This is a genomic window from Neobacillus soli NBRC 102451 (assembly GCF_001591665.1).
Classification (GTDB): Bacteria; Bacillota; Bacilli; order Bacillales; family Cytobacillaceae; genus Neobacillus; species Neobacillus soli.
Window position 1 is genome coordinate 1 of the sequence record NZ_BCVI01000007.1, and the last position, 21,789, is coordinate 21,789.

Here is a 21,789-nt window from a genome sequence, read left to right on the forward strand (position 1 = left end):
TGAGCCCCGAGATCCTCTTGATCCGCGGCTGCCTCGTGAGCCCTGGCTTCCCCTGTTTCCGCGTGAGCCCCGAGATCCTCTTGTTCCGCGGCTGCCCTCTGATCCTCGGCTTCCACGTGAACCGCGTGATCCTTGGCTTCCCCTGCTTCCGCGTGAGCCTTCACTTCCTCGCGAACCGCGACTGCCTTTTGATCCCCGGCTACCTTTAGAGCCTTTGCTACCTCTGCCCTTTTTCCCTTTCTTTCCTTTTTTGCCTAGTTTGAACTCAACTGGATTATTATCTAAAAAACCGACTACCCCATTTTCCTGTGCTTGCGATAGCAATTCTTCCATGACGATTTTCATTGTCATTTTTCCACCACTCTCCAAATTTATTATGCTCATTGATAATTTATGGAAATGAAGTGGTCTTTGATATAGACAAACATTTATTTTTTTCAGATTTCCCACTAAATACCTATATACTGCACAATTAGTTTGCAGAAAGCATACTATTCATAAAAAATATTTATAATTAGGGGTATTTAAATTGCAAAAATATGAGTTATTTATAAATCCCAAAATATTAAATCAATTGGATAAGGATATTTGGATGGATACTTATCTACCGGCTGTACTAAAGATTGGCGGCAGCCAATATACGGTTGGTCTTTCATATCGAGGAAATGTGATTAGAAAAGATAAAAAGAAATCCTATACTATTATTTTTCAAAAACCTTTTACTGTAAATGGTGCACATGAAATCCATCTAAATGCCGAATTCAAGGATGTGTCACTAAGCAGAAATAAACTTTCCCTCGATTTCTTTGACAGAATTGGCGTAATATCTCCACACTCAAAACACATCCTGCTATATATTAATGGATTTTGTAAAGGAATTTACTTAGAGCTTGAATCCTTCGATCAATTTCTTTTACAAAAAAGAAAATTACCATTGGGTCCGATCATTTATGCCACAAATTATCATGCCAATTTCTCTTTATTAACTCCCGAGAAAGAATTAAAAACAAGCCTAGACGACGGCTATACCCTGAAATATGGCGATCAAACGGATCTTTCAAGTCTAGAAGCACTAATATCGATGACAAACACCCTAAGCAATACGGAGTTTGAAAAACAAATAACACAAGTCCTTGATGTCAATCAATATTTGACATGGTTAGCAGGTGTGGTCTGTACGCAAAATTTTGATGGATTTATTCACAATTATGCCCTTTATCAAAATAGAGAAACTGGAGTTTTTGAAATCACACCCTGGGACTATGATGGGACATGGGGGCGGGACCTGCATGGACAACCGCTTGATCATGACTTCGTCCCCATAACGGGCTATAACACCCTGACTGGAAGATTGCTTCATTTTGCCAATTTTAAAAAGAACTATCGGGATATTCTTTCATCCATCTTAGAAAATGAATTTACAGTTGAAACACAAACGCCAATCATTGAAGAGCTTTTTCAAAATTTAGTGCCTAACCTTCCCCTTGATCCTTTTATTAAAGGAAGAGTAAGTGAGAAAACATTCAGTCTTGAAAAGGAGTTTATTATCAATTTTATTCAAAAAAGAAACACTTATCTACGCCAACAATTGAGTCAAATCTGATGAAATAACGAGTATATGGTTAAATATCATATACTTTTTTTTGCCTATTTTTTACCAAAACCACGAAAAAAGGCGGCTTTATTAGTACAACATCACCCCGTGATACATATAGATGCAGTGTAAATGTTTATTTAATTTAAAGGAGGATAATTCTTTTATGGATAGAGAAATGATGAATCAACATGTTGGCAAAACAATTAGGGTTGATCGGGGCGGTCCAGAATCCAGAAGTGGAAAATTATTGGCAGTTTTTGAAGACTATTTCGTTTTATTAACGGAAAACGATGGGGTCGTTTATTATAAAACGAATCATGTCAGAAGTATTACGGAAAGCTCTAAAGATCAAATGAAGTTCGGATTAAAGGTTCCCGAAAATTTTGAGTATAAGACCGCTGATAACTTTCTAAAGCTGTTAGAAAGTATCAGATTTCAATGGGTGAAAATTAATCGCAGCGGCCCTGAATCATTAGAAGGTGTTCTCAGTGACGTAAATAAACATTACGCCTCACTGATTGTTAAAGAAGAAGTCGTTCGGTTTTCCATGAAACATATTAGAAACATCAGCTATGGCTTAATGGTCGAAAAGCCGAAAAAAGAGGACTCCGGGAAGTCCAATGGTAACGATAAAAATCAAAAAAATGAGGATAACGACGATAACGATAACAACGAAGAAAACGATTAACTTTCATGTCGCTTCTCCATTAGAGAAGCGACCAATTAACTCTAAAGGAGGCTTAAAACATGGGGTTAGATAAATTTTCAACTGCACTGGATTTATTAACTGGCTTTAACGTAAATCTTTATGTAGGTGAAGAAGTATTTAATGGCAAATTAATCGGTGTAGAGGCAGACCATGTGGTATTAGAAACCGAAAATCAATATATTTTTTATTATAACATTGATAAAATTCAAGCCATCACAAAAAACACCAGACAGTTCAAGCCTGAGAAGACGACGGCAAAATTTCAAAAAACACAGAGTTTAACGGAACTTCTCCATTCTTTTCAACATTCCTGGGTCACGATGCTGTGCATCAACAAACAAAGTTTTAGCGGTGTTTTAAGTGAGATTGATACGGACTTTGCGACATTAATTAATGGTGAAGAGCGAATATTAATTAAACTTACACATATATCCAACATCTTAAAAGGATTTATAAAAGAAGAAGTAACAAAGCCCGAAGCAACGAAAGAACTCACGAAAGCCAAGGGAGATTCCGAAACGAATAAAAGTGATTCTAGCAATAAAGCTGATCTTACTACCCAAACAAGCGCTAATAAAACAACAGATATCAATAATCAAAGTAAAAACGAAACACCTGAATTGCACCAGGAAAAGTCTGAAAACAAAGAAATGACTGCTCCACTAGTGGATATCGTTGAACCAAATAATACAATGGTTTGGTCGGAGCCAATCAAGACGGAAAATACGATAACACAAACCAAGGATGAAATTATAGCAGATACCCAAGAGTATAAAAAAATTCAGGTGGAAGAAGTCCCAGCGGTTAAAGCTGTTACTGAATTAAAAAATACAATCAATGAAACACCTGCAAAAGTTAAAAAGGCGGAAGAACCAAAAGTGACCAAATCGAAACCTGTTGAATCACAAAAGGAAATGAAACCTGTAAAAGAAACAGCTTCAATTGTAAAAACAGAAAATAAACCAGCACCACCATTACAATTACAAAAGAAGGAAGGAAAATCTTCAAAAAGCCAAGAGACAACAACTGCCGCTAAACCAGTCACTACCCAAAATCAAGTGGCGAAGAAAACGGAAACTACGATAACCGATGAGCCAAGTACAAAAAGTGTATGGAAACAAAAAGATCAGGAAACGAAGGCCTTTCGTTTTTCAGGGGAACCCGTTCCGCGCGAGAACCAACGAGCTTTCCCATTTGCCGGTTGGCCGAATAGAAACAATCGAACATTAAGATTTTAATTGATGACTTTCTTTAAGTAATGATGAAAATAACTCTCAATTCATACCATCCAAAACATCCACAAGACACCATACAAATATGAGCTGGGCAGGCCTTTTCGTATTTTACATCTCAATTGTAGTGTTTTTTCAGCCCACCTCTATTTGTAAAGGAAAAACAAAGGAAAGGAAGTGAGTAAATGAAATTAAAAGATAACTGCGGCAAGTATATTAAACTCGAGATATCGGGAAAGAAAAACATAAGCGGTCTGCTCTGTGATATCGGCAGTGATTTATGGGTTGTTTTCAATGGATATGACTACCTTTATATTCCTACTGTCCATATTCAAAATTGGCAATTTTTAAAACAGGACGAAATTGATGAAATCACCATAAATGACGAACCAACACCAATCTATAGTCATAACGATGAAATATCATTAAGAAAAACCCTAACGGCCGCTAAGGGGATTTTTACAGAAATATATGTAACTAGTAACCAAGCGCTGCATGGATATATAATCAGTATCATGAATAACTACTTTGTATTTTACTCTCCTATTTACAAAACCATGTTTATCTCCCTTAACCATCTAAAATGGTTAATACCTTACACAAATAACCAGCGGCCTTATGGTCTGAGTAACGCAAATCTTCCAGTAAACCCCAGCAATTTAACCTTTGCAAGGTCCTTTGAAGTTCAAATTGAAAAATTAACAGGAGATTTAATTGTCTTTAATATTGGTGAAAACGAGAATGTGATTGGAAAGATTCAAGGAATCAAGAACAATTTTATAGAATTAATCAGTGCAAAAGAAGATCCGGTCTATCTAAATCTTCAACATATAAAAACCGTTCATATGACGTAATCAGTCCTGAATTTTGTGCCTTTTAAGTAAACAAGCTTTTATTCATATGTAACAACCACAACAGAGTGTCTATTGGTCGACACTCTTTTTATAGGCGCATTTATTGGTCAATAACTAAGTCCTTTTGTGCGTTATTTGTTAAAAAAATAAAAACGGACAGAGTATGCCCGTTTTTTGTTTATTCTTCTAAACTATTGTTCTTCACATAAATGGTCTTGGTTTTTTGAGCCACACGAATGGATAAAAATTCAAACGAAATTCCATAAAGAAAAGTAACTAAGAACATGGAACCAATCATATCTAAAATCACATGCTGCTTGACAAAAAGCGTCGATATGATGATCAAGCTCCCAATAACATGAATACATAAATTGTTTAATAGATGTTTATTTTTAATATGAAGAGAAGCAAGCATAATGGCAAATGTCGTTAGCACATGTATACTTGGGAAACAATTAACGGGGCGGTCATTTGTGTAAATCCACTGAACAAGATTGTTAAGTAAATTATCACCAACTATTGTTGGTCTCGGGACTGTTGTCTGAAAAAAGAAATAAACTGCAAAGCAAACAAGCTCTGCCACAACGATCAAACTCAACGTTTTTAGGTAAACTTTTGTATCCTTAAAACAAAAGTAAATTAAATAACAAAAAATATATCCATACCAAAGAATATAGGGAATGATAAAAATCGACAAAAAAGGAATGGCTTGGTCGATTGAAGAGGAAATATCAACAGCTTTATGTGTTCGGTTATTTAATAATTCGTAGATTTTGGCCAAAAGAGGAATCACCAACAAAAATAGTAAGAAGGGAGCCTTTTTTATTAATCTATTCAAATTTTTTCCCTCCATTTTTTGAACATCTCGACTAAATTACCAGTCTACTAGCCAGAATAATGTCGAAGCACTTCTATAGTACCATAAATAAGTTGTAAATACATGAATTATCCATTATCTTTTACTAACTCCACTTTTTGGTGAATAATTGCGTTACTAATGGTGTTTCGATTTGTGTTTCGAATGGTGTCAGGCACCACTCGTGGACATATCGCCTTATTTGTCCACGGTGGGTGGACAATTATAGACTTCCACGTGTTTTTTCTACATCCATCACGATGTTATTCATAAGTTCCCGGACGGTAAGTTTTTTTGCTATTCGGGGACTTTGTCCTGACCAAAGTGACATGTATTCTGTGGTACCGTTTGCCGCGGAAGCTTTTCTTATTTCTTTCGTCAGTTCGTTTTGCAAAGGATATTCTGGGAAGACGTCTTCATATCTACTCATCTCTTCAATAAAGGTATTGTTTAGGCCTCTGGCCATTTTTCCTGAGAAAGCTTTGGTCAATATGACTTCTTCTTCTGATGCGTTTATGATTGCCTCCTTGTGAAGGGTGTTCGCCCCACTTTCCTCACAAACAAGAAAGGCGGTACCCATCTGTACCCCTACTGCTCCGAGGCATTTTGCAGCCATTATTCCTCTTCCGTCCATGATTCCCCCTGCCGCTATAAGTGGAAGATTAATACGATCAGCCACCTGGGGGATAAGTGACATCAAGCCAATTAATGAATGCTTTTCTTCGGTGTGGAACGTGCCGCGATGTCCCCCTGCCTCCGACCCCTGAACAACGACAGCATTCATTCCAGCCTTCTCATTCATCAATGCTTCTTGAACAGTGGTCGCTGTGCCAATCATAATAATTCCAAACTCCCTCATTTTCACCACAACCTCTGGAGAAGGCAAACCGAACGTGAACGAACAAATTGGGACTTTTTCTTCTATAATTATATTCAGTTGTTCATTAAAAGTTTTTATGTCCTGTTCATGGGCGGGGAGAACCGGCTCTTTTTCAATATTAAATTTTTCCTTTACCGACTGTAATAAAGCTTTAGCTTTATGTAGTTTCTCTTCATTGGCTGTATAGTTAGATGGAAGAAATAAATTGACTCCAATAGGCTTATCTGTTAATTGGCGGATTTCTCTAATTTGATTTTGCATTTGATCCGGACTCATATACCCTGCCCCAATCATTCCAAGCCCACCTGTATTTGAGACTCCTGCCACTAATTCAGACGATGTTACCCCTCCCGCCATTGGCGCCTGGATGATTGGGTACTTGATCTTTAATAATTTTGTTAAACCATTTTCCCACATAACTTTTAAATTCCACCTTAGCTTAATAAATTTTATACTTTTAATTATAAACAATCTTTATAACATAGTTGAAGAATGTGCTTAATTCTATAAAATTTACTGCAAACCGCACCGCCAATTATTGTAAAGGGACCTTTTTAATGACATAATTTAAGGTAACATAGGAAAATGGAAGGGGTACTTAGGATGGGCTTACGTTTTAGAAAAAGCTTTAAAATAGCACCCGGGGTAAGAATGAATTTAGGGAAAACAGGCGTTGGTCTAAGTGTTGGCGGCCATGGATTAAGATATTCTGTCAATAGCAGCGGCAGAAGAACAACGAGTGTTGGCATACCGGGTTCCGGATTATATTACACCACTTCATCCGGAGGAAAATCATATAAGACACCAGCCTATCAACGCAAGAGTGAGTTGGCCAGGGTGCAAAAGGAGCAGCAGAAACTGCAGGAGTTGGAATACGCAAGGCTTCAAGTAGATTTATATGAAAATAGACTTGACCAGATTCGTTCCATTCACCATGAATGTGATAATCCTATCAATTGGCAAGAAGTTTCTCGTCGTCAACCGCCTTTTCAAAACGGGCAGGACGGTCCAAATACTCTAGCTGTACGACAACAGCAACAAGCCTATCAACCCAGCTTAATGGATCGCCTTTTGCATCGAGATGAAACGAAAATGCGGCATTTTTACGAAGAAACTGAAAGGGCAAAGGTGAAAGACCTAGAACTTTTGAATGGTTGGCAGCACATGAATACCATTGCGGGAAGGATGCTTAATCGTGACATTGATGCGTTTTTCGAGGTAATCCAAGAGTTCTCCCCATTCGATGATCTAGTTGAGTTTGGAAGCGGATTCGAATTTGGGACAGATGACCCGAATGCCATCCATATTTCTGTTGATGTGAATGCGGAAACTGTTGTACCTGAAAAAGCACTGTCCTTAACGAAAACAGGAAAATTATCCGAAAAGAGTCTTCCCAAATCAACCTATTTTGATATCTATCAAGATTATGTGTGCAGCTGTGCCCTACGGATTGCAAGAGACATGTTTGCATTATTACCTATATACTACGTTTTTGTCCATGCCAATGAGGATCGTCTAAATCCTGCCACCGGCTACATAGAAAAGATAACGATTCTCTCTGTTAAATATGACCGGGGAACAATCAATCGTTTAAACTTTACACAATTTGACCCATCAGACGCACTAGCAAACTTCCCACACAAAATGAAATTCAAAAAAACCCAAGGCTTCGATGACGTGGGGACAGCTCTAAATTAAATTACTTTTTCGTTCTTGGTGTCAGTTCTTGGTGTCAATTTCTTGGTGTCAGGCACCACTCGTGGACACTTCAGTAATTTTGTCCACCTGAGGCGGACATCAATGGATCAAAAAGAGAAACCGGTTTTACCGGTTTCTCTTTTTGACCTTATGCGCTTGTTTGTTTCCGGGTAAATGTATGGTATCTTGTGCCCTGGAAAACGAGTTCACCGGTATCGCCTTCAGCCAATAGTCCGTATTCCCGGCCGTTGACGCTGAATTCCATCCGGTCGCCGCTTTCAACTTGAAAGGTGACGTGGTACCATGTACTAGAATGATGGTCAGTTCCTCCGCCACTCACTTCCGTTCTCTTTGACACAACTACCGCATCAACGTTAAGGCGCGGTTGTTTATTATTTTTACTCCATTCCTTTATACCCTTAATAAACACAAAAAGTATAATTCCAGCAATAAGGATAAAAAATAGTGGGAAAATAATTACCATAATATTAAACATATCAAATCCTTCGTTAAAATCCATTTCTCCATCCCCCTTATGTTTTTATAATATCTATAGTTTATAAATACGTATTATTATAGAGTTCCGTTTCAGGTTATGTAAAATAATTTTAGTTTCAAGGCCATCCCCCACTAGTTAAGGAAAAATAATGCATCTTTTTCCTATTTCAAAAATAAACGAAGCATTTTGTCATAGCAAGATTATTTTGGAATTTCTTTATATTAGTAACTTCCAATGAGTACAGAAAAAGAAAATATGCTAAGCTAATTAGTAACATACGATTAGTAAAAAGTTGGTGAAGCAGTGGAACGAATTATTTTATTTGATGGTGTTTGTAATCTTTGCAATAGCAGTGTCCAATTTATTTTAAAAAGGGATCCCGGCGGCCATTTTAAATTTGCTTCCCTCCAAGGTGAGACAGGTCAAAGGCTCTTAAAAATGCACCGCTTGAATCCAGATCTAAACAGCTTTGTTTTAATTGAAGATGAAAAGGTCTATGTAAAAACAAACGCAGCTTTACGTGTCTGCAAGGTCTTAAGTGGTTCATGGAAAGTGTTAACGATTTTCCTCATTATTCCCGGCTTAATTCGGGACCCACTATACGATTTCATTGCCAATAACCGTTATAAATGGTTTGGAAAAAAAGAAAGCTGCATGCTCCCATTACCGGAATGGAAAAACAGATTTTTGGACTAACAACTTAAATAAAACCTGTTTTTCCAAGTGATTTCCTAAAAAATTTGATTGCCTATTCTTTTTAAATAGAAAAAAGAACCTTTGAAATAAGATTCAAAGGTTCAAACGAGAACTTGGAGGTCTAGGCCAAATTCCCAATTAGGAGGTCTAAACTCAGAAGAATTTAAACAAGTTAATTTTACCATTTTCTAAATATTCATTCAATGATTTAATGCTGTAAAGAGCAAAAGTGGTTCGAAAGACACAGTGACACAATAAGATCTAACAAGCTAATTACTTTTTTGTAATAAGATTCAATTCCTTAATAGCCGCTTCTTGTTGGATGGAACGAGCTGAAAGTGTTTCGATAACCAATTGTTGTCGTTCCTGAATATGTGATAACCGTTTTATATTATCATCTATTGAAGTTTCGAGCCTTTCGCATTGGGCGGGAATACTATTAATTTTTCGTTCAATTCGTTCTTGACCTTTTTCTAAATTAGTTAAGCGAAATCCGTTTTTCACTCATTAGGTCACTTACTGTACCAAGTTGGTAGCCCTTTGCTTTTATTTCCGATATCATATCCTTCAGCCCTACCGCAACAGGCATTGTGGGATGCATTAGGACCATTGATCCATTACCTACCTTTGTTACAACACTTCGAACCATTTCTGCTGGCGCTGGTTTTTTCCAATCCACTGTATCGACCGTCCAAAGAATGGTTTTCATGTTAAGCTGATGAGCTATATTAATCGTCCCTTGATTAAAACTGCCGCTTGGCGGTGCAAACCACTTCGGTTTCTTGCCAAGGGTTGCTTTAATTACGTCATTCGTTTTTTGCAATTCTTCTATTGTATCGGTCATTGAGCGTTGCTTAAGATCTGGATGACTATAAGCATGATTGCCAATTTCATGGTTTTCTTTATTAATCATGATTGCCAGCTCTGGGTTCTTTTCAACCCAACTTCCATCAAAGAAAAACGTTGCTTTGACTTGATGTTTATTTAGAATTTTGAGGATTTCCGGGATGTACTCGTTACCCCAGGCGACATTGATTAACAGAGCCACCATTGGTTTTTGCGGATTGCCCCGATAGATTGGCTGAGGCTCTAAATCTTCCAAATGTACATTCGGAGATATTTCCTTATATACGACCTTGTTTTTATCAAAATCATTACTTGCCTTCATCTTTTTATAACTGGCTTTTATATTTACCTCCAGACCATTGTACCCTGGTATAGCCTTCCATATTCTGTCGACTTTTGCATCAATCGGCTCAATTCTACTCTGCTCACTGTACGCTTGAATTTTTTGGTACAGGCTATTTGTATTAGCTTCTCGGGAAATCAAGATATCACTTCTAACATCAGACCTCATAGCCATTCCTGTAGATTGGCTAGTAAATCCTCCCGCCAGCATTATGAACATTATCATACCTAATTTTAGGTGTTTCCTATTTATCCCGACTAAACTTCCCTCTTCAGAGTGCAATCGGGATTTGGCACTGCGCTTGCTATGTATCATTAATAATCCTCCATTAAGTAACTTAATGATATTAAGTTCCCCGAGGACTAAGGGACTATACTATTGGATGGATATTCAAAGGGTTTTTATCGTGATTTCGACCACCGACATAAAAGATGCCCAAGGCGCATACAATCTATTGGTGATTTATGGGTAAAATCTAGATGAATCAGTTGAATAAATAAAGGAATTACACCTATGGAAGCAGAAGGGAAATCACTATTAGGGATAGAGGTGGGAGTTATGGGTTATACAGATAAGTACGAAAGAGATGCCTACGGGATCATCGCGTTTTGGCTGCGGAATGATTATGATCATGGTCGATTTTTTGATAGGGAAATAAGCCATCACGAATTGGAGCTGGCCCGTGCAAATCAGAACAATATTCAGCGCCTGGGAGTGATATGGAGAAAGGCAGAGGCGAAACAAGGGGATCTGGGTACTTTAATCAATGAGGCCCAGCATGCTTCGCGGGAATTTCACAGTTTAATTGCCTACACAATGGATAAATCCTTACATTGTGATGTGATTATTTCAACACCGGTGTCACTTCTTGACCACATGGTCCGGGAAGCTGAGGAGTCCCAAAAGATCTATAAACTGATGGAGAGTGGCGGACACGTTACACCGGCAGATGCAACCATACACGAAACCGTCTTTTGGTTACGGCAAATGGCAGATCATCTGGGCTATATACGTCATTATTCGGATGTATCGAATTATGAAGTGAATTTTGAAGTAACAAATATGATGCAAAAATTTGAGCGGCTATTAATGCAGGCAACCGCATTTAAAACAATGATACGCAAACCGCGAAATGAAATGCTACCAGCTTTAGCACATTTCAAAAATACGATTATAAAAGAAGCGAAGAGCTTAGAAGCATTTAAATTAGAATTAGACGACCTCATCAAAAAATGTGCAATCGTTACAACCTCACCGCCGGATTTATTAGAACATATTGCTAGAGAAGCCCATCACCTATGGAGAAACTTAGAAGATGGGGTTATATCCTAATAATTGGACTACTGAGCCAGATGAAAATCCGGCTCTTTTTGCGGTTAGCATGGTATGGCATTTCTATCTATCTGTTTCGTAAAATTAAATCTAGATTACTTTCATTTTTTTCAACAAAGTCTTCCTCATTATTTTCTTCCTGCTCGCCAACTCATTATAGGGTATACCCTCCATGATTAGTTCTAATAGAAAAAGCTTTTGTTGTTGAATTTTGCTACAATAAACCTAACCAATTGGTGAGGTGAAAATATATGTGCGGCCGATTCACACTAACTGCCACATTTGAAGAAATCATTGATCGTTTCGATATTCAATCGTTCCTTGAGGAAGAAAATTATTCTCCCAGCTACAATATTGCCCCCTCACAGGCGGTATTAGCCATTATTAATGATGGGAAATCCAACCGGATGGGCTTTTTAAAATGGGGCTTAATACCGCCATGGGCAAAGGATAAGTCCATTGCCAATAAGATGATTAATGCCCGGGCCGAGACCCTTGCTGAAAAACCAAGCTTTCGAAATGCCTTCAAAAAGAAGCGCTGCTTAATCATCGCCGACAGCTTCTATGAATGGAAACGCCATGAGGACAAAACCAAAACCCCGATGCGCATTAAACTAAAATCTGATGAATTGTTTGCGATGGCGGGCATTTGGGAAGGCTGGAAATCTCCGGAGGGAAAAACTCTTTACACTTGTTCTGTGATCACAACCGGACCAAATGCATTAATGGAAGATATTCATGACCGGATGCCGGTTATTTTGAAACATGAGGATGAAAAAGCTTGGCTAGATCCAACCATTTCTGACACGAATCAACTAAATCAATTACTTGTCCCCTTCGATGAAAATTTAATGGAGACATATGAAGTATCTTCCTTAGTCAATTCACCCAAGAATAACAACGTTCAGCTTATTCAAAAGATTTGTTAGCGCCCTTTTTTAGAAAATCTTTTAAAAATGGACATGTTCACTACATGCACGTACAAGCTCGTTCATATGATGTACTAACCCATAAAAGTTTTCCTTCTTCGAAAGTGGTTTCCACCACTTTCTTTTTTTTGTGGATTTCCACACACGATGTATCCTTCCAACAATTTGGTCTTATTATCATTTTCAAAGAATATATTATAAGAATACGCAAAGATTTAAGCGAATCGGGACGAAGAAAGGAGAAATAGGATGTTTTTTATCCCCACTGTAGTCAATATTGGCAATCTGAAAATAAACAGCTGTGAACATAAAAGTGCTATTTTCTTGGGATCAAATTTTGTAAAGGGAAAAAATGTCCGCGCCAAAAAGAATCAAGGGTTTGGACAACAATTGGCTGACTTTTCTACAATCACTTTTCCCATTGGCATTACATTCGATGACGATGAAATCGATTCACCAACGATAAAAAATACCATTTAATAAAAAACATTTGAAAAAATACTAATTTTTATCGTACAAACTAAAAAGCGCATAGGAGTGATTTTGTTGAATATCGCACCGATGGCCATCAATTTCTTGGGATTTAAGGTAAATTCAGTGGATAATTCCGCCTTCATTAATTTGGGACCCAATCAATTTATTGATCAGTTCGTTTCCTATAAGAGAAACCAAGGAGTTGGGGAACAAAATGGTGATTTATCACCTGTTAACATCCCCATTTCATGGGTAGTTGATCCTGACGTAGCTGACAGCAATACCGCGAAAAACAGCGTTATTTAAAGAAGCTGGGATTTATTACAAGGAGTGATCCATTTGATCTTCGCACCGATGATTGTCAATCTTGGAGGGCTAAAAGTCAATGCTATTGACCATGGATCGGTATTGAATATGGGACCCAACCAGTTGATTGACCACTTCGTATCCTATAAACGAAACCAAGGTTATGGCGAGCAAAATGGTGATTTTGTACCTATAATTATCCCCATCTCCTCTATTTTAGATTCTGACATTAGTGATACCTCCATTGTGAAAAATAGTATCCTTTAAAAATAGCTGGATTTCTCCAGCTATTTTTTTATAATCATTTCTTCCCCTTGGAATCCCACCATTCGCGAACTTCAAAAATGCCGATGACCTCATTTTTTTCTTTTTCAAATACTTCTACTGTTTCATTTGTTGAATAAGAAAGAATATAATGCGTGGGTGTCTCGTTTAAGACACGAAAGGAGCTAATCTCACCACCTTGCATTTCGATCATATATACTTTTCCATTTAATACATCATTGGTGAGCACTAAATTTTTCAAGAAATATCATCCCCCCTAACTATACAATATTTTAAATTAGCAGATTTATTGATAATAAAATGAAAGAATTTCAATTGTCGCTGTTAAACAAAACGAAAATTCCTTTTGCGCTAATTATTTGTCAAATTTGGGAAAATATAAGGTTATTCTATAACTTAAAAAGGCGGGACAAGTAACTGGTGGGAATGACACTGAAAAAACTGCTCTATTACCTGATTAAACTTCGGAATAAAATCTTTTTACCGTTTTTTATTTTATACATATTAATCGCGGCATTTGTTGTTTATTTGATTGAGCCGCACACTTTCGAATCATATATTACCTCTATCTATTGGGTACTTACCACACTTGCAACGGTTGGGTTTGGCGATTATACACCGGTTACAGATCTTGGCAAAGTATATACAATCATTCTTTATATCACAGGAATTGGTCTTGTTAGTGTTTTTATTGGAAAGGTAATCAATTCTGCCTATTTGATTGATAAACTTAAAGTGGGGGGCAAAATGAAATATACGGGCAAAAATCATATCATTCTGGTTGGATGGAATGCAAAATCGAAATTAGCGATCGAAGAAATATTAAGATCCGACAAAAAGATTGATATTGTTATCATCGATGTTTTGGAAAAAGCCCCTTTGATGGAGGAGCGGCTGTTTTATGTTCGCGGCGATGCAACGGACGAAGAAACACTCTTAGATGCAAATTTACCGACGGCTAAGGGAGTCATCATTTTTGCAGATCAAATCACGCAGGACAACTATGCGACAAAGGATCCACTTCTTGTTGATGGGAAAACATTATTAGTCGCAACAGCAATCACATCGATTGAAGAAAAATTCAAAAAGTCTATCCATGTCACTGCCGAGGTGATCAATCAAAAGCATATCCCCTTATTCAAGCATGTCAAGGTCGATGAATTTATCCCTACCCAAGAAATGATTTCTCATGCAGCAGTACGATCTTTATTTTCGCATGGCGTAACCCATATGTATTCTGAGTTAATGACCATTCAATATGGAGAGGCCATGTATGAGATTCCAAAACAAGAGGAATGGAAAACATACCGTGATGCCTTTTTAGACCTTCTGAATAAAGGCGCAACTCTTGTTGCAGACAGAGGCGACCTTTACATAAACCAAAAATTAGACAAGCTTATTCCCGAGGATGCCCAGCTTTTCGTTATTTGTGATAAAGAAACAATCTCTCATTTTAAGTCAACCGAAGAAAAATAAAAGAGAATGTCCCAAGAAATCCCCTTCTGAGACAACCTCTCCTTTTTCAAATGGAAAAGTAATAAAAATAATTCGATTCTCTGATAAAACCAATTTTTTCATAGAGTCTTTGAGCGGTTTTGTTTTCCTTAGTTGTCTCAAGCAAAACTCCTTTTGCTCCTGTTTCCTTAGCAAAATCAATCGCTGTTTTTATTAATTCCTCTCCTATTCCTTTTCCGCGGGTCTGTTCTTTGACATACAAATCGTTTAATACCCATGATCGCTTCATACTGACAGATGAAAACGATGGAAAAAGCTGGACAAAGCCAAGTGGATGATTCCCCTCTTTAGCGAAAAAAACTACGGACTCCTCATTAATTAATCTGGCCTTCAAAAACTCCCTTGCCGCTTCCATATCAGACGTTTGTTCATAAAAAACTCGATACAAATCAAACAGTTCAATTAACGAATCAAGATCATTAATCGTAGCTCTTTGGATAATCATTTTTGAATCCCCCAATCATGAATTTTTATCCCTTTTCATTCAACATATTAAACCTAATCATTGGTTAGCTGCTTGCAATGCTTTATTGGCAAAATGCTCGTCTTCCTTTTTAACGTAAATATCATACTGTGTATTATCTTTAAAACGAGCGTCGACTCTGAAATTCATGGGAGTTTTGCTTTTATATTTAACACCTGCCTTTTTTAACTTTCCAATCACACCAAAATAGTTTTCATATCCAATCGCAGTATAGATCAGTGTCCATTTCCGATTTAGTAAAAATTGAAGGAATGAAATGATTAAGGCTAATCCAACCAAAATCATTAATGCAACATACATTTTATTCCCCCCATTCAGGCTTTTCATCAACACAATATAAAAACACAGTATCTCTATTTTATATTCTTTAAGTTTCGGTTAATTCCTTTATTAGTTTAAACAAAATGTTCAATTGAAAAGAGCCTTGAAATTTATCAAGGCCTTTCATTGTTGCCGAATTCAGATTGGGCATCCCACAATATAATCTTTTTATTTTGGATGAAACATTTTTTTATTATAAAAATTTATTGGAGGGTTTTCTTATGCTTACATACCATGTTGACCCGGGAATCCTCCCATGCCTCCATGTCCATCATGGCCCGGGAATCCTCCCATGCCTCCGTGTCCATCATGACCTGGGTATCCTCCCCAGCCTCCATGTCCATCATGACCTGGATATCCTCCCCAGCCCCCATAGCCACCGTGACCATGGTAGCCATCCCAACCGCCATAACCGCCATGGCCTGGGAATCCTCCCATGCCTCCATAACCACCCATGCCTGGGTATCCTCCCATACCTCCATAACCGCCCATGCCTGGGAATCCTCCCATGCCTCCATAACCACCCATGCCTGGGTATCCTCCCATGCCTCCATAGCCACTCATGCCTGGGTATCCTCCCATGCCTCCATAACCACTCATGCCTGGATATCCTCCCATGCCGCCCGGGAATCCTCCCATAAATTGTCTCATATCGTTCATTTGAGCATCTCTCCTTTATATAGGTTACAGTCTAGACTATGTTGAAAGATAGAAAAGGCATGGGCAGATGTCCTATTTTATCTATACAAATTGGGAGAAGGAACGTTTTAAAAAAATATGGACTAGGGTAAGCACATCTCGAGACAAAAGTTTCTTAAAAAATTGCACCTTTCTGGATGTTCTCAGCTTTGAGTTAATTTTCTTGGAATATACTCACACATCCATGCTGATATTGGTCTGCGGATTTCATTTCCGCTATCTTGTTCAATTCCACTCCTTTCCAAAATCCACGTTTCTAATTCTTCAGATAAAGCATTCCTATCTGTTTTAAATACGGCAATTTCTGCGATTGTAGGCGGATAAGGACTATTTCTAATATGATTTTGAAGATTGCCCATCACTTTTTTATAATCTAATTCCTGGCAAAATTTGAACCAATGGAGCACTGTTTCGCCCCTTGTTAAACAGGAAGAATATACTGATTCAATTAACACTAAAAGTTTGATTACCTCTTGCTTCGTCATTCAATCACTCCAAAAAATTTTTTTCGTAATTAGACGTTCCACCTGCTAGTTTTTACATAATATTCCTTTTACAAACACAAAAAAGAGCTTAGAAGTGGCCTCCAAGCTCGTTACTATTAATGATAATTCAATGGTTATTCCTTCAGGACTCTTTTCGCGCCAACATAACGATCTTTCCAATATTTTGTATCTAATGGTTGGATGGAAACACCTTTGCTGACTGAGACAGTAATAAATTTGTTATTTCCAAGATAAATCCCTACAAACGATACATCTTTACCATTCGTATTAAAGAAAACCAAATCTCCTTCTTTAAGGTTCTTCTTTAATAAGGCTTTACCAAGTTTTGTATTGCTCTTTCGAAGAACGAGGCAGGTTCATTCCTAGCTAAAGCGAGTTGAAACAAAATCCTTACGACGGTATACGCTTAACACAACACCGATTAAAATGGCATTAAATATGGTAGGCATCAATCCATAGCTTATAAATGGCAAGGACATCGCGGTTGGTGGAAAAAAACCAAATGCCATGCAAATATTGCATACAAGCTGAACCGTATAAAGTGCAACCGCACCAATTAGTAGAAGTCTTCCATATAAATCGTTTGTTTTAGATTTGACAACAATGATTCTTGCAGCAAATAGTGAGAGTATGAAAACAAGTCCAATGGCCAAAAGCCAGCCATAGTAGTAGGTAAAGGTTACAAAGACAAAATTTGTTTGAGCGTCCGGGATAAATTCTTGATCCCTAGGGTTACCAAACCAGCCCGCTTTTGACATTATTTCTTTTATTCGCAATACCATGAATCCCGCTCCATTTGAATACTTTTCAGGGTTTAATAATGCCAGTAGTCTTTCTCTTTGATAAACCTGATTCTGAAGAGTGATAATTCCTAAAGCCAGGAGTAAACCTCCTGTTAAACCTGAAACTAACATTATTATTTTTCGGCTAAATTTGCTCCACCAAAGCATCACAAATACCATCACCGTGTAGATGAATGTAGTTGGAATGTTTTGTGCTGTAAAGAATAAAAAGAAAGGAATTAAAAACAAAAGGACAAACTCCCAAACCTTCAACCTTTCGTTATTGAAAAATGTTTCCCCAGGCTAGGAAAAAGAATGGTAAAGCCATTGAGCTTTCAATTGTAATAATAGATGGTATTTTTAGCAGCGGAACTCCATTTATTGAGGTATTTGAAAAAACTCTTATACCGATGAGAATGAGCAACCCCGCTGTGTAGAATAACCATCCAAGATTCTTCCATTTTCGATAATCCAGTAACATGATTCCCAAAGCTGCCGCACCACCAAGTAGGACAGTAATGGTTTTATTGATTAAAAAAGGTGTCTCATTCATATAGCCAAGCGAAAACATCGGTAAAAATCCGAGACCAAAAGTCGTGACCAACAGGACTAGCAGCAGCCAATCTATTTTTGGCTTATGGAGCTTATTCAGTTGTTTCCCTAACATGGTAGGGCTCCCCATCTGCTCAACTGCCTTATTCTCTGCCTCTATTTCCGTTAATCCTTTCTCCATCCACAAATTCTTGGCCTCTTTTAAATGATAGCCTAATTCATCAGCCACATATTTCTTTGCTTCCTTCGCTTTAATTTGATTGGTGACCTCATTTAAAAAAAGATCTTTTTTATTTTCCACGCCCGCCTCAACCCTCCAATAATTCCTTTAATGCCCAACGTTTTTTCGGATGACTTTTTTCGGCCTTTTGCAATATTTTTCTTCCTTTATCAGTTAACTGATAATATTTAGCCCCCGACTCTAGGTCCCATTTTGATTGTAAACACCCGGTCTGTTCCAAACGATGTATTAAAGTATATAAAAATCCTTCGTTGTCTTCGAATTTTTGAATACCTCGCCCCCTTATGAGTTTGGCTAATTCGAAGCCGGTTTTTTCTTGGGTAAGGATCTGCATGACGGCTAGAAGGATATCTTCCTCCGTTTCGTCTTGCTTATTAATCTTATCGTGTATTTTTTTACGATGCTCCGCAGTAAAGTTTAATTCCGAAAAAGTAGTTCGATCCAATGACTTTTTTAAATTTTTTAAACGGTCTTCCATGCCTTATTCCTCCAATCGTTCTTTCAGAAGTTCTTTGGCGCGTTTCAGCCTTGTTTTCACCGTGTTATCACCCGTTTCGGTTAACACGGAAATTTCTTTAATCGGCAATTCCTCATAATAAAAGAGATAGATCACTTCTCTGTATTTAATTGGCAGTGTCATGATGGCTGAAATTAATTCATCATCTGCCTCTTTTTGGATCACAACCTGCTCGACCATTTCTTTTTTCGTTATGTTGTTTGCCGGTTCTTCATCCGTAATGACGACGTTCTTGTTATACCAGCTTTTCAGGTAATCCTTACAATGATTAATAGCAATGCGCCACAACCAAGTTCGTAACTTAGATTTGCCACTCTATGTATGAAGGGCTTTATAGCACTTGATAAAGATCTCCTGCGTTAAATCCTCAGCAAGCCCTTTATTTTTGACATAGGAATAAACAAGCTGCAGGATTTCCTGCCCATATCTATCCATAATTTCGTCTATTAGTTCTTCCTTATCCACTGTTTCTATCACTTCTGCTGTTAATTCGTCCACAATTGGCCCCCCCCCCCCTTGCTATATCTTAGACGACCTACATCTCCAAGAAGTTTTTAAAAAGATATAAAAATCCTTTCCAAACGAAAAAATCAATAGGTAATTGCCCTCTATATTTCCATGAAAAAAGGATAGATCAAGCATTAAAAACTGCTTTCATCTATCCTCATTCTTATTTATTCATTTTCGGAATTGCCATTTTCATCTTTATTAAACCAAAGTGGTTCGTTGTCATCTTCATCGCCATTATAATTGATGAGGATCTCTTCTCCTGCTTTAATATCCTTGTAAGCGTAGAAGTCAAACGTATGATTTGGAAAATTAATTTCATACGTGGCATTGGGCTGATACGAATGGTTAAATAACATACCATAGCCTAAAACAAATGCCGTGTGGTTGATACCATATTCGAATGCGTAATCAGCTAATAACGTTTTTTCTATATGAACATGTTCCTCATTGGGATAAGCAATAACCGGCGCTTCATGAATTAACTCACCTTTTGCAATATCTTGTGTCGCAAATACCCCTCTATTAAATTCCCCATCACTTAGCTTTGAAGATTTAATCTCAATCATGTTAATCACCTATAACGTTCTTTCCAGTAGAGTTTTTAATCATAATAAGCTTGCCATTTTCTAATCCAGAAAGCAAATGTTTTTTCTTTCCATGGTGCCTGACACCAAGAGAAAAAAATATATTCCTTTGGTCGATTATCTAAAACAGTCATTTTTTCAGATAGAAAGCATAAAATGGAATATACGTTCGTAGGGAGGCGAGGATTTTGTTAAAAAACAATCAGTCCTTGATAACAGGTGAGATGTTGGTCAGGTATTACGAGCTAAATAAGCAGAAAAAAGAAATTGAAATTGAAATGAATGAATTAAAAGATCTTTTTCAAACTTATTTTAACAATTTAGTGGGTTCAAATCATAAAGGGGAAATAATGATTAGCGGCTACAAGCTGCAACGGCAAATTCGAAAAACAGAAAAATATAATGAGGAAGTAACCGTTAAAAGGCTAGAGGAATTACAGTTGAATGATTTACTTCAGGTAGTAAAAAAACCTGACGATACAAAAATTAAAGCTGCCCTTAATTTAGGATTACTAAGTTCTAATCAATTAGAGGACTGTATCACAACAACATACTCCCCCGCCATATCCGTTAAACCGTTAACACCGAGATAAGGACCTTTAGAAAAAGAGTCATTAAAAGAACTCACAACCACCTATTAGATGGTTGTGGGTTCTTTCTAAGTTTATTCCGAAATTTTTGTGCTCTCATCTCGTAAATGAGCGGAGCCACTTGATGTACCTTCATTAATGACACGGTCAATATCTAGATAGGGCTTGCCACGTATGGCATCATTAGAAATGATATTGACCGATTCTTTCTTACCGTCCTCCGTCATAAATGACTGCCTCCAATTTTCCACCTCTTATTAGTAAAACCACAGTTCCACTAAAATATAGTTTGTGTAATCTTGACCTGGTTAATCCACCTAATTAATCAGTGTTTAGTTTTTTTAAAATATAACAGGTTCCATCTTCCGCAAAAAATAAATTTTCCCCCTGTTTCACATTGAAATAAATGTTCTGTTTGTCATAAATCAGCTTTGCTACTTTTTCAAACTGCTCCACTAATTCGATAGTAGGATTAATTATCACATCATCTTTTCCATTTGCGGTCACAAATCCTTTTGGATTACTTTTCCTTTCGGGTTTTAATTCAGTATTCCACTTACCATAAAGAAGAATTGTACATGCTGTAAACCTTGTTTTTCTGTTTTGAACGGACCATATCTTCCGACAATTACACCGATGTATTTTGAATTTCATCATCTAATACCTTCTTTCCATGATAATGAATGAAAAATTCAAAATAAGCATTATAGTAATTATATTCACCCAGTTACAAATTTATTTATATAAATCTAGGTCCGGAATATGGTTTGTATACCACCTACGATTACACATGATTAAAATTTTGATGCAAAGGGGAATTGAATATGTCTGATGATCTTAATTTTAATGGAAATTGTCGCGAAGCAGTGGAGTTTTACGCTCACGCTTTTGGAACCAATGAAAAAAGAATAGGTAATTTAATAAAAAGGGCTAAAGAACCTTTCTATTAAAG

At 37.3% G+C, this 21,789-nt stretch carries 30 protein-coding genes and 2 pseudogenes; 14 read left to right on the plus strand and 18 right to left on the minus strand.

Annotation, left to right across the window (positions count from 1 at the left end; all coding sequences use genetic code 11):
• The coding region (locus BSO02S_RS03920; RefSeq protein ID WP_176686090.1) for a hypothetical protein at positions 1–351 on the minus strand (351 nt) is incomplete at its 3' end.
• Between the two features lie 178 nt (positions 352–529).
• On the opposite strand from BSO02S_RS03920, the gene BSO02S_RS03925 reads away from it, so the two are divergent.
• From BSO02S_RS03925 to BSO02S_RS03940, 4 genes are all read left to right on the plus strand, one after another.
• A complete protein-coding gene (locus tag BSO02S_RS03925; RefSeq protein ID WP_066062818.1) occupies positions 530–1,603 on the plus strand; it encodes a CotH kinase family protein in 1,074 nt (357 codons plus the stop codon).
• Positions 1,604–1,760: 157 nt separating this feature from the next.
• Positions 1,761–2,285 (plus strand): hypothetical protein, encoded by a 525-nt coding sequence (locus tag BSO02S_RS03930; RefSeq protein WP_066062822.1) that lies wholly within the window; start codon positions 1,761–1,763, stop codon positions 2,283–2,285.
• A 59-nt stretch (positions 2,286–2,344) separates the two neighbouring features.
• Positions 2,345–3,544 carry a hypothetical protein gene (locus tag BSO02S_RS03935; protein ID WP_066062825.1) on the plus strand — a complete coding sequence of 400 codons (1,200 nt, stop codon included), beginning with the start codon at positions 2,345–2,347 and terminating at the stop codon, positions 3,542–3,544.
• 179 nt (positions 3,545–3,723) lie between these two features.
• Positions 3,724–4,392 carry a YwrJ family protein gene (locus BSO02S_RS03940; protein WP_066062830.1) on the plus strand — a complete coding sequence of 223 codons (669 nt, stop codon included), beginning with the start codon at positions 3,724–3,726 and terminating at the stop codon, positions 4,390–4,392.
• Positions 4,393–4,570: 178 nt separating this feature from the next.
• Here BSO02S_RS03940 and BSO02S_RS03945 read toward each other — a convergent pair whose 3' ends face one another.
• Entirely contained in the window at positions 4,571–5,230 is a 660-nt protein-coding gene (locus BSO02S_RS03945) for a phosphatase PAP2 family protein (protein ID WP_066062833.1), read from the minus strand.
• Between the two features lie 241 nt (positions 5,231–5,471).
• Positions 5,472–6,545, minus strand: coding sequence for an NAD(P)H-dependent flavin oxidoreductase (locus BSO02S_RS03950; protein WP_066062836.1), 1,074 nt, complete (start codon positions 6,543–6,545; stop codon positions 5,472–5,474).
• A gap of 186 nt (positions 6,546–6,731) precedes the next feature.
• Between BSO02S_RS03950 and BSO02S_RS03955 the strand changes: the two genes are divergently transcribed.
• Positions 6,732–7,826 (plus strand): DUF4236 domain-containing protein, encoded by a 1,095-nt coding sequence (locus tag BSO02S_RS03955; RefSeq protein WP_066062839.1) that lies wholly within the window; start codon positions 6,732–6,734, stop codon positions 7,824–7,826.
• 148 nt (positions 7,827–7,974) lie between these two features.
• Here the strand turns inward: BSO02S_RS03955 and BSO02S_RS03960 are convergent, their stop codons facing one another.
• On the minus strand, positions 7,975–8,346 hold the full coding sequence (locus BSO02S_RS03960) for a DUF2500 domain-containing protein (protein ID WP_066062841.1): 372 nt from the start codon (positions 8,344–8,346) through the stop codon (positions 7,975–7,977).
• 282 nt (positions 8,347–8,628) lie between these two features.
• Between BSO02S_RS03960 and BSO02S_RS03965 the strand changes: the two genes are divergently transcribed.
• Positions 8,629–9,021: a thiol-disulfide oxidoreductase DCC family protein gene (locus tag BSO02S_RS03965; RefSeq protein ID WP_066062843.1), complete on the plus strand. Its 393-nt coding sequence runs from the start codon at positions 8,629–8,631 to the stop codon at positions 9,019–9,021.
• A gap of 273 nt (positions 9,022–9,294) precedes the next feature.
• Here the strand turns inward: BSO02S_RS03965 and BSO02S_RS03970 are convergent, their stop codons facing one another.
• Positions 9,295–9,525 carry a hypothetical protein gene (locus tag BSO02S_RS03970; protein ID WP_066062846.1) on the minus strand — a complete coding sequence of 77 codons (231 nt, stop codon included), beginning with the start codon at positions 9,523–9,525 and terminating at the stop codon, positions 9,295–9,297.
• The gene (locus BSO02S_RS03975; protein WP_235846860.1) at positions 9,500–10,525 is read right to left on the minus strand and encodes a polysaccharide deacetylase family protein; all 1,026 of its coding nucleotides are present in this window, start codon (positions 10,523–10,525) and stop codon (positions 9,500–9,502) included. The genes BSO02S_RS03970 and BSO02S_RS03975 overlap by 26 nt, the downstream gene beginning before the upstream one ends.
• Positions 10,526–10,723: 198 nt before the next feature.
• Between BSO02S_RS03975 and BSO02S_RS03980 the strand changes: the two genes are divergently transcribed.
• The 5 genes from BSO02S_RS03980 (at position 10,724) to BSO02S_RS04000 (ending at position 13,518) form a co-directional block, all read left to right on the plus strand.
• A complete protein-coding gene (locus BSO02S_RS03980; protein WP_235846861.1) occupies positions 10,724–11,542 on the plus strand; it encodes a DUF2935 domain-containing protein in 819 nt (272 codons plus the stop codon).
• A 251-nt stretch (positions 11,543–11,793) separates the two neighbouring features.
• Positions 11,794–12,471, plus strand: coding sequence for an SOS response-associated peptidase (locus BSO02S_RS03985; RefSeq protein WP_066062847.1), 678 nt, complete (start codon positions 11,794–11,796; stop codon positions 12,469–12,471).
• A 249-nt stretch (positions 12,472–12,720) separates the two neighbouring features.
• Positions 12,721–12,951: a hypothetical protein gene (locus BSO02S_RS03990; RefSeq protein ID WP_066062850.1), complete on the plus strand. Its 231-nt coding sequence runs from the start codon at positions 12,721–12,723 to the stop codon at positions 12,949–12,951.
• 57 nt (positions 12,952–13,008) lie between these two features.
• Positions 13,009–13,251 (plus strand): hypothetical protein, encoded by a 243-nt coding sequence (locus BSO02S_RS03995; protein WP_439951372.1) that lies wholly within the window; start codon positions 13,009–13,011, stop codon positions 13,249–13,251.
• Between the two features lie 48 nt (positions 13,252–13,299).
• Positions 13,300–13,518, plus strand: coding sequence for a hypothetical protein (locus tag BSO02S_RS04000; RefSeq protein ID WP_425320403.1), 219 nt, complete (start codon positions 13,300–13,302; stop codon positions 13,516–13,518).
• Between the two features lie 34 nt (positions 13,519–13,552).
• Here the strand turns inward: BSO02S_RS04000 and BSO02S_RS04005 are convergent, their stop codons facing one another.
• Positions 13,553–13,777, minus strand: coding sequence for a hypothetical protein (locus tag BSO02S_RS04005; RefSeq protein WP_066062855.1), 225 nt, complete (start codon positions 13,775–13,777; stop codon positions 13,553–13,555).
• A 185-nt stretch (positions 13,778–13,962) separates the two neighbouring features.
• On the opposite strand from BSO02S_RS04005, the gene BSO02S_RS04010 reads away from it, so the two are divergent.
• Entirely contained in the window at positions 13,963–15,012 is a 1,050-nt protein-coding gene (locus BSO02S_RS04010; RefSeq protein ID WP_142303721.1) for an ion channel, read from the plus strand.
• 46 nt (positions 15,013–15,058) lie between these two features.
• Here BSO02S_RS04010 and BSO02S_RS04015 read toward each other — a convergent pair whose 3' ends face one another.
• The 9 genes and pseudogenes from BSO02S_RS04015 to BSO02S_RS04050 all read right to left on the minus strand — a co-directional run bounded on the left by BSO02S_RS04015 (position 15,059) and on the right by BSO02S_RS04050 (position 20,229).
• Positions 15,059–15,496 (minus strand): GNAT family N-acetyltransferase, encoded by a 438-nt coding sequence (locus BSO02S_RS04015; RefSeq protein ID WP_066062863.1) that lies wholly within the window; start codon positions 15,494–15,496, stop codon positions 15,059–15,061.
• A 57-nt stretch (positions 15,497–15,553) separates the two neighbouring features.
• Complete coding sequence (locus BSO02S_RS04020; protein WP_066062866.1) at positions 15,554–15,835, minus strand: hypothetical protein; 282 nt, start codon at positions 15,833–15,835, stop codon at positions 15,554–15,556.
• A gap of 246 nt (positions 15,836–16,081) precedes the next feature.
• A complete protein-coding gene (locus tag BSO02S_RS04025; RefSeq protein WP_066062869.1) occupies positions 16,082–16,516 on the minus strand; it encodes a hypothetical protein in 435 nt (144 codons plus the stop codon).
• A gap of 182 nt (positions 16,517–16,698) precedes the next feature.
• Positions 16,699–17,040 carry a replicative helicase loader/inhibitor gene (locus tag BSO02S_RS04030; protein ID WP_066062872.1) on the minus strand — a complete coding sequence of 114 codons (342 nt, stop codon included), beginning with the start codon at positions 17,038–17,040 and terminating at the stop codon, positions 16,699–16,701.
• Positions 17,041–17,174: 134 nt separating this feature from the next.
• On the minus strand, positions 17,175–17,342 hold the full coding sequence (locus BSO02S_RS26095; RefSeq protein WP_084374884.1) for a C40 family peptidase: 168 nt from the start codon (positions 17,340–17,342) through the stop codon (positions 17,175–17,177).
• An 81-nt stretch (positions 17,343–17,423) separates the two neighbouring features.
• Positions 17,424–18,696, minus strand: a pseudogene (locus BSO02S_RS04035) (FtsW/RodA/SpoVE family cell cycle protein).
• Positions 18,697–18,703: 7 nt separating this feature from the next.
• On the minus strand, positions 18,704–19,114 hold the full coding sequence (locus BSO02S_RS04040; protein ID WP_066062875.1) for a PadR family transcriptional regulator: 411 nt from the start codon (positions 19,112–19,114) through the stop codon (positions 18,704–18,706).
• 3 nt (positions 19,115–19,117) lie between these two features.
• Positions 19,118–19,651: pseudogene (locus tag BSO02S_RS04045) on the minus strand (sigma-70 family RNA polymerase sigma factor).
• A 176-nt stretch (positions 19,652–19,827) separates the two neighbouring features.
• Positions 19,828–20,229, minus strand: coding sequence for an SET domain-containing protein (locus BSO02S_RS04050; RefSeq protein WP_066062878.1), 402 nt, complete (start codon positions 20,227–20,229; stop codon positions 19,828–19,830).
• 206 nt (positions 20,230–20,435) lie between these two features.
• Here BSO02S_RS04050 and BSO02S_RS04055 point away from each other — a divergent pair, with 206 nt between their 5' ends.
• Positions 20,436–20,840, plus strand: a complete 405-nt coding sequence (locus tag BSO02S_RS04055) for a hypothetical protein (RefSeq protein ID WP_235846862.1) — start codon at positions 20,436–20,438, stop codon at positions 20,838–20,840.
• A 71-nt stretch (positions 20,841–20,911) separates the two neighbouring features.
• Here BSO02S_RS04055 and BSO02S_RS27450 read toward each other — a convergent pair whose 3' ends face one another.
• Positions 20,912–21,064, minus strand: coding sequence for a hypothetical protein (locus BSO02S_RS27450; RefSeq protein ID WP_169802715.1), 153 nt, complete (start codon positions 21,062–21,064; stop codon positions 20,912–20,914).
• A 94-nt stretch (positions 21,065–21,158) separates the two neighbouring features.
• On the minus strand, positions 21,159–21,494 hold the full coding sequence (locus BSO02S_RS04060) for a hypothetical protein (RefSeq protein WP_235846863.1): 336 nt from the start codon (positions 21,492–21,494) through the stop codon (positions 21,159–21,161).
• 167 nt (positions 21,495–21,661) lie between these two features.
• Here BSO02S_RS04060 and BSO02S_RS28205 point away from each other — a divergent pair, with 167 nt between their 5' ends.
• Positions 21,662–21,787, plus strand: coding sequence for a hypothetical protein (locus BSO02S_RS28205; protein WP_268875981.1), 126 nt, complete (start codon positions 21,662–21,664; stop codon positions 21,785–21,787).
• Positions 21,788–21,789 lie beyond the last annotated feature (2 nt).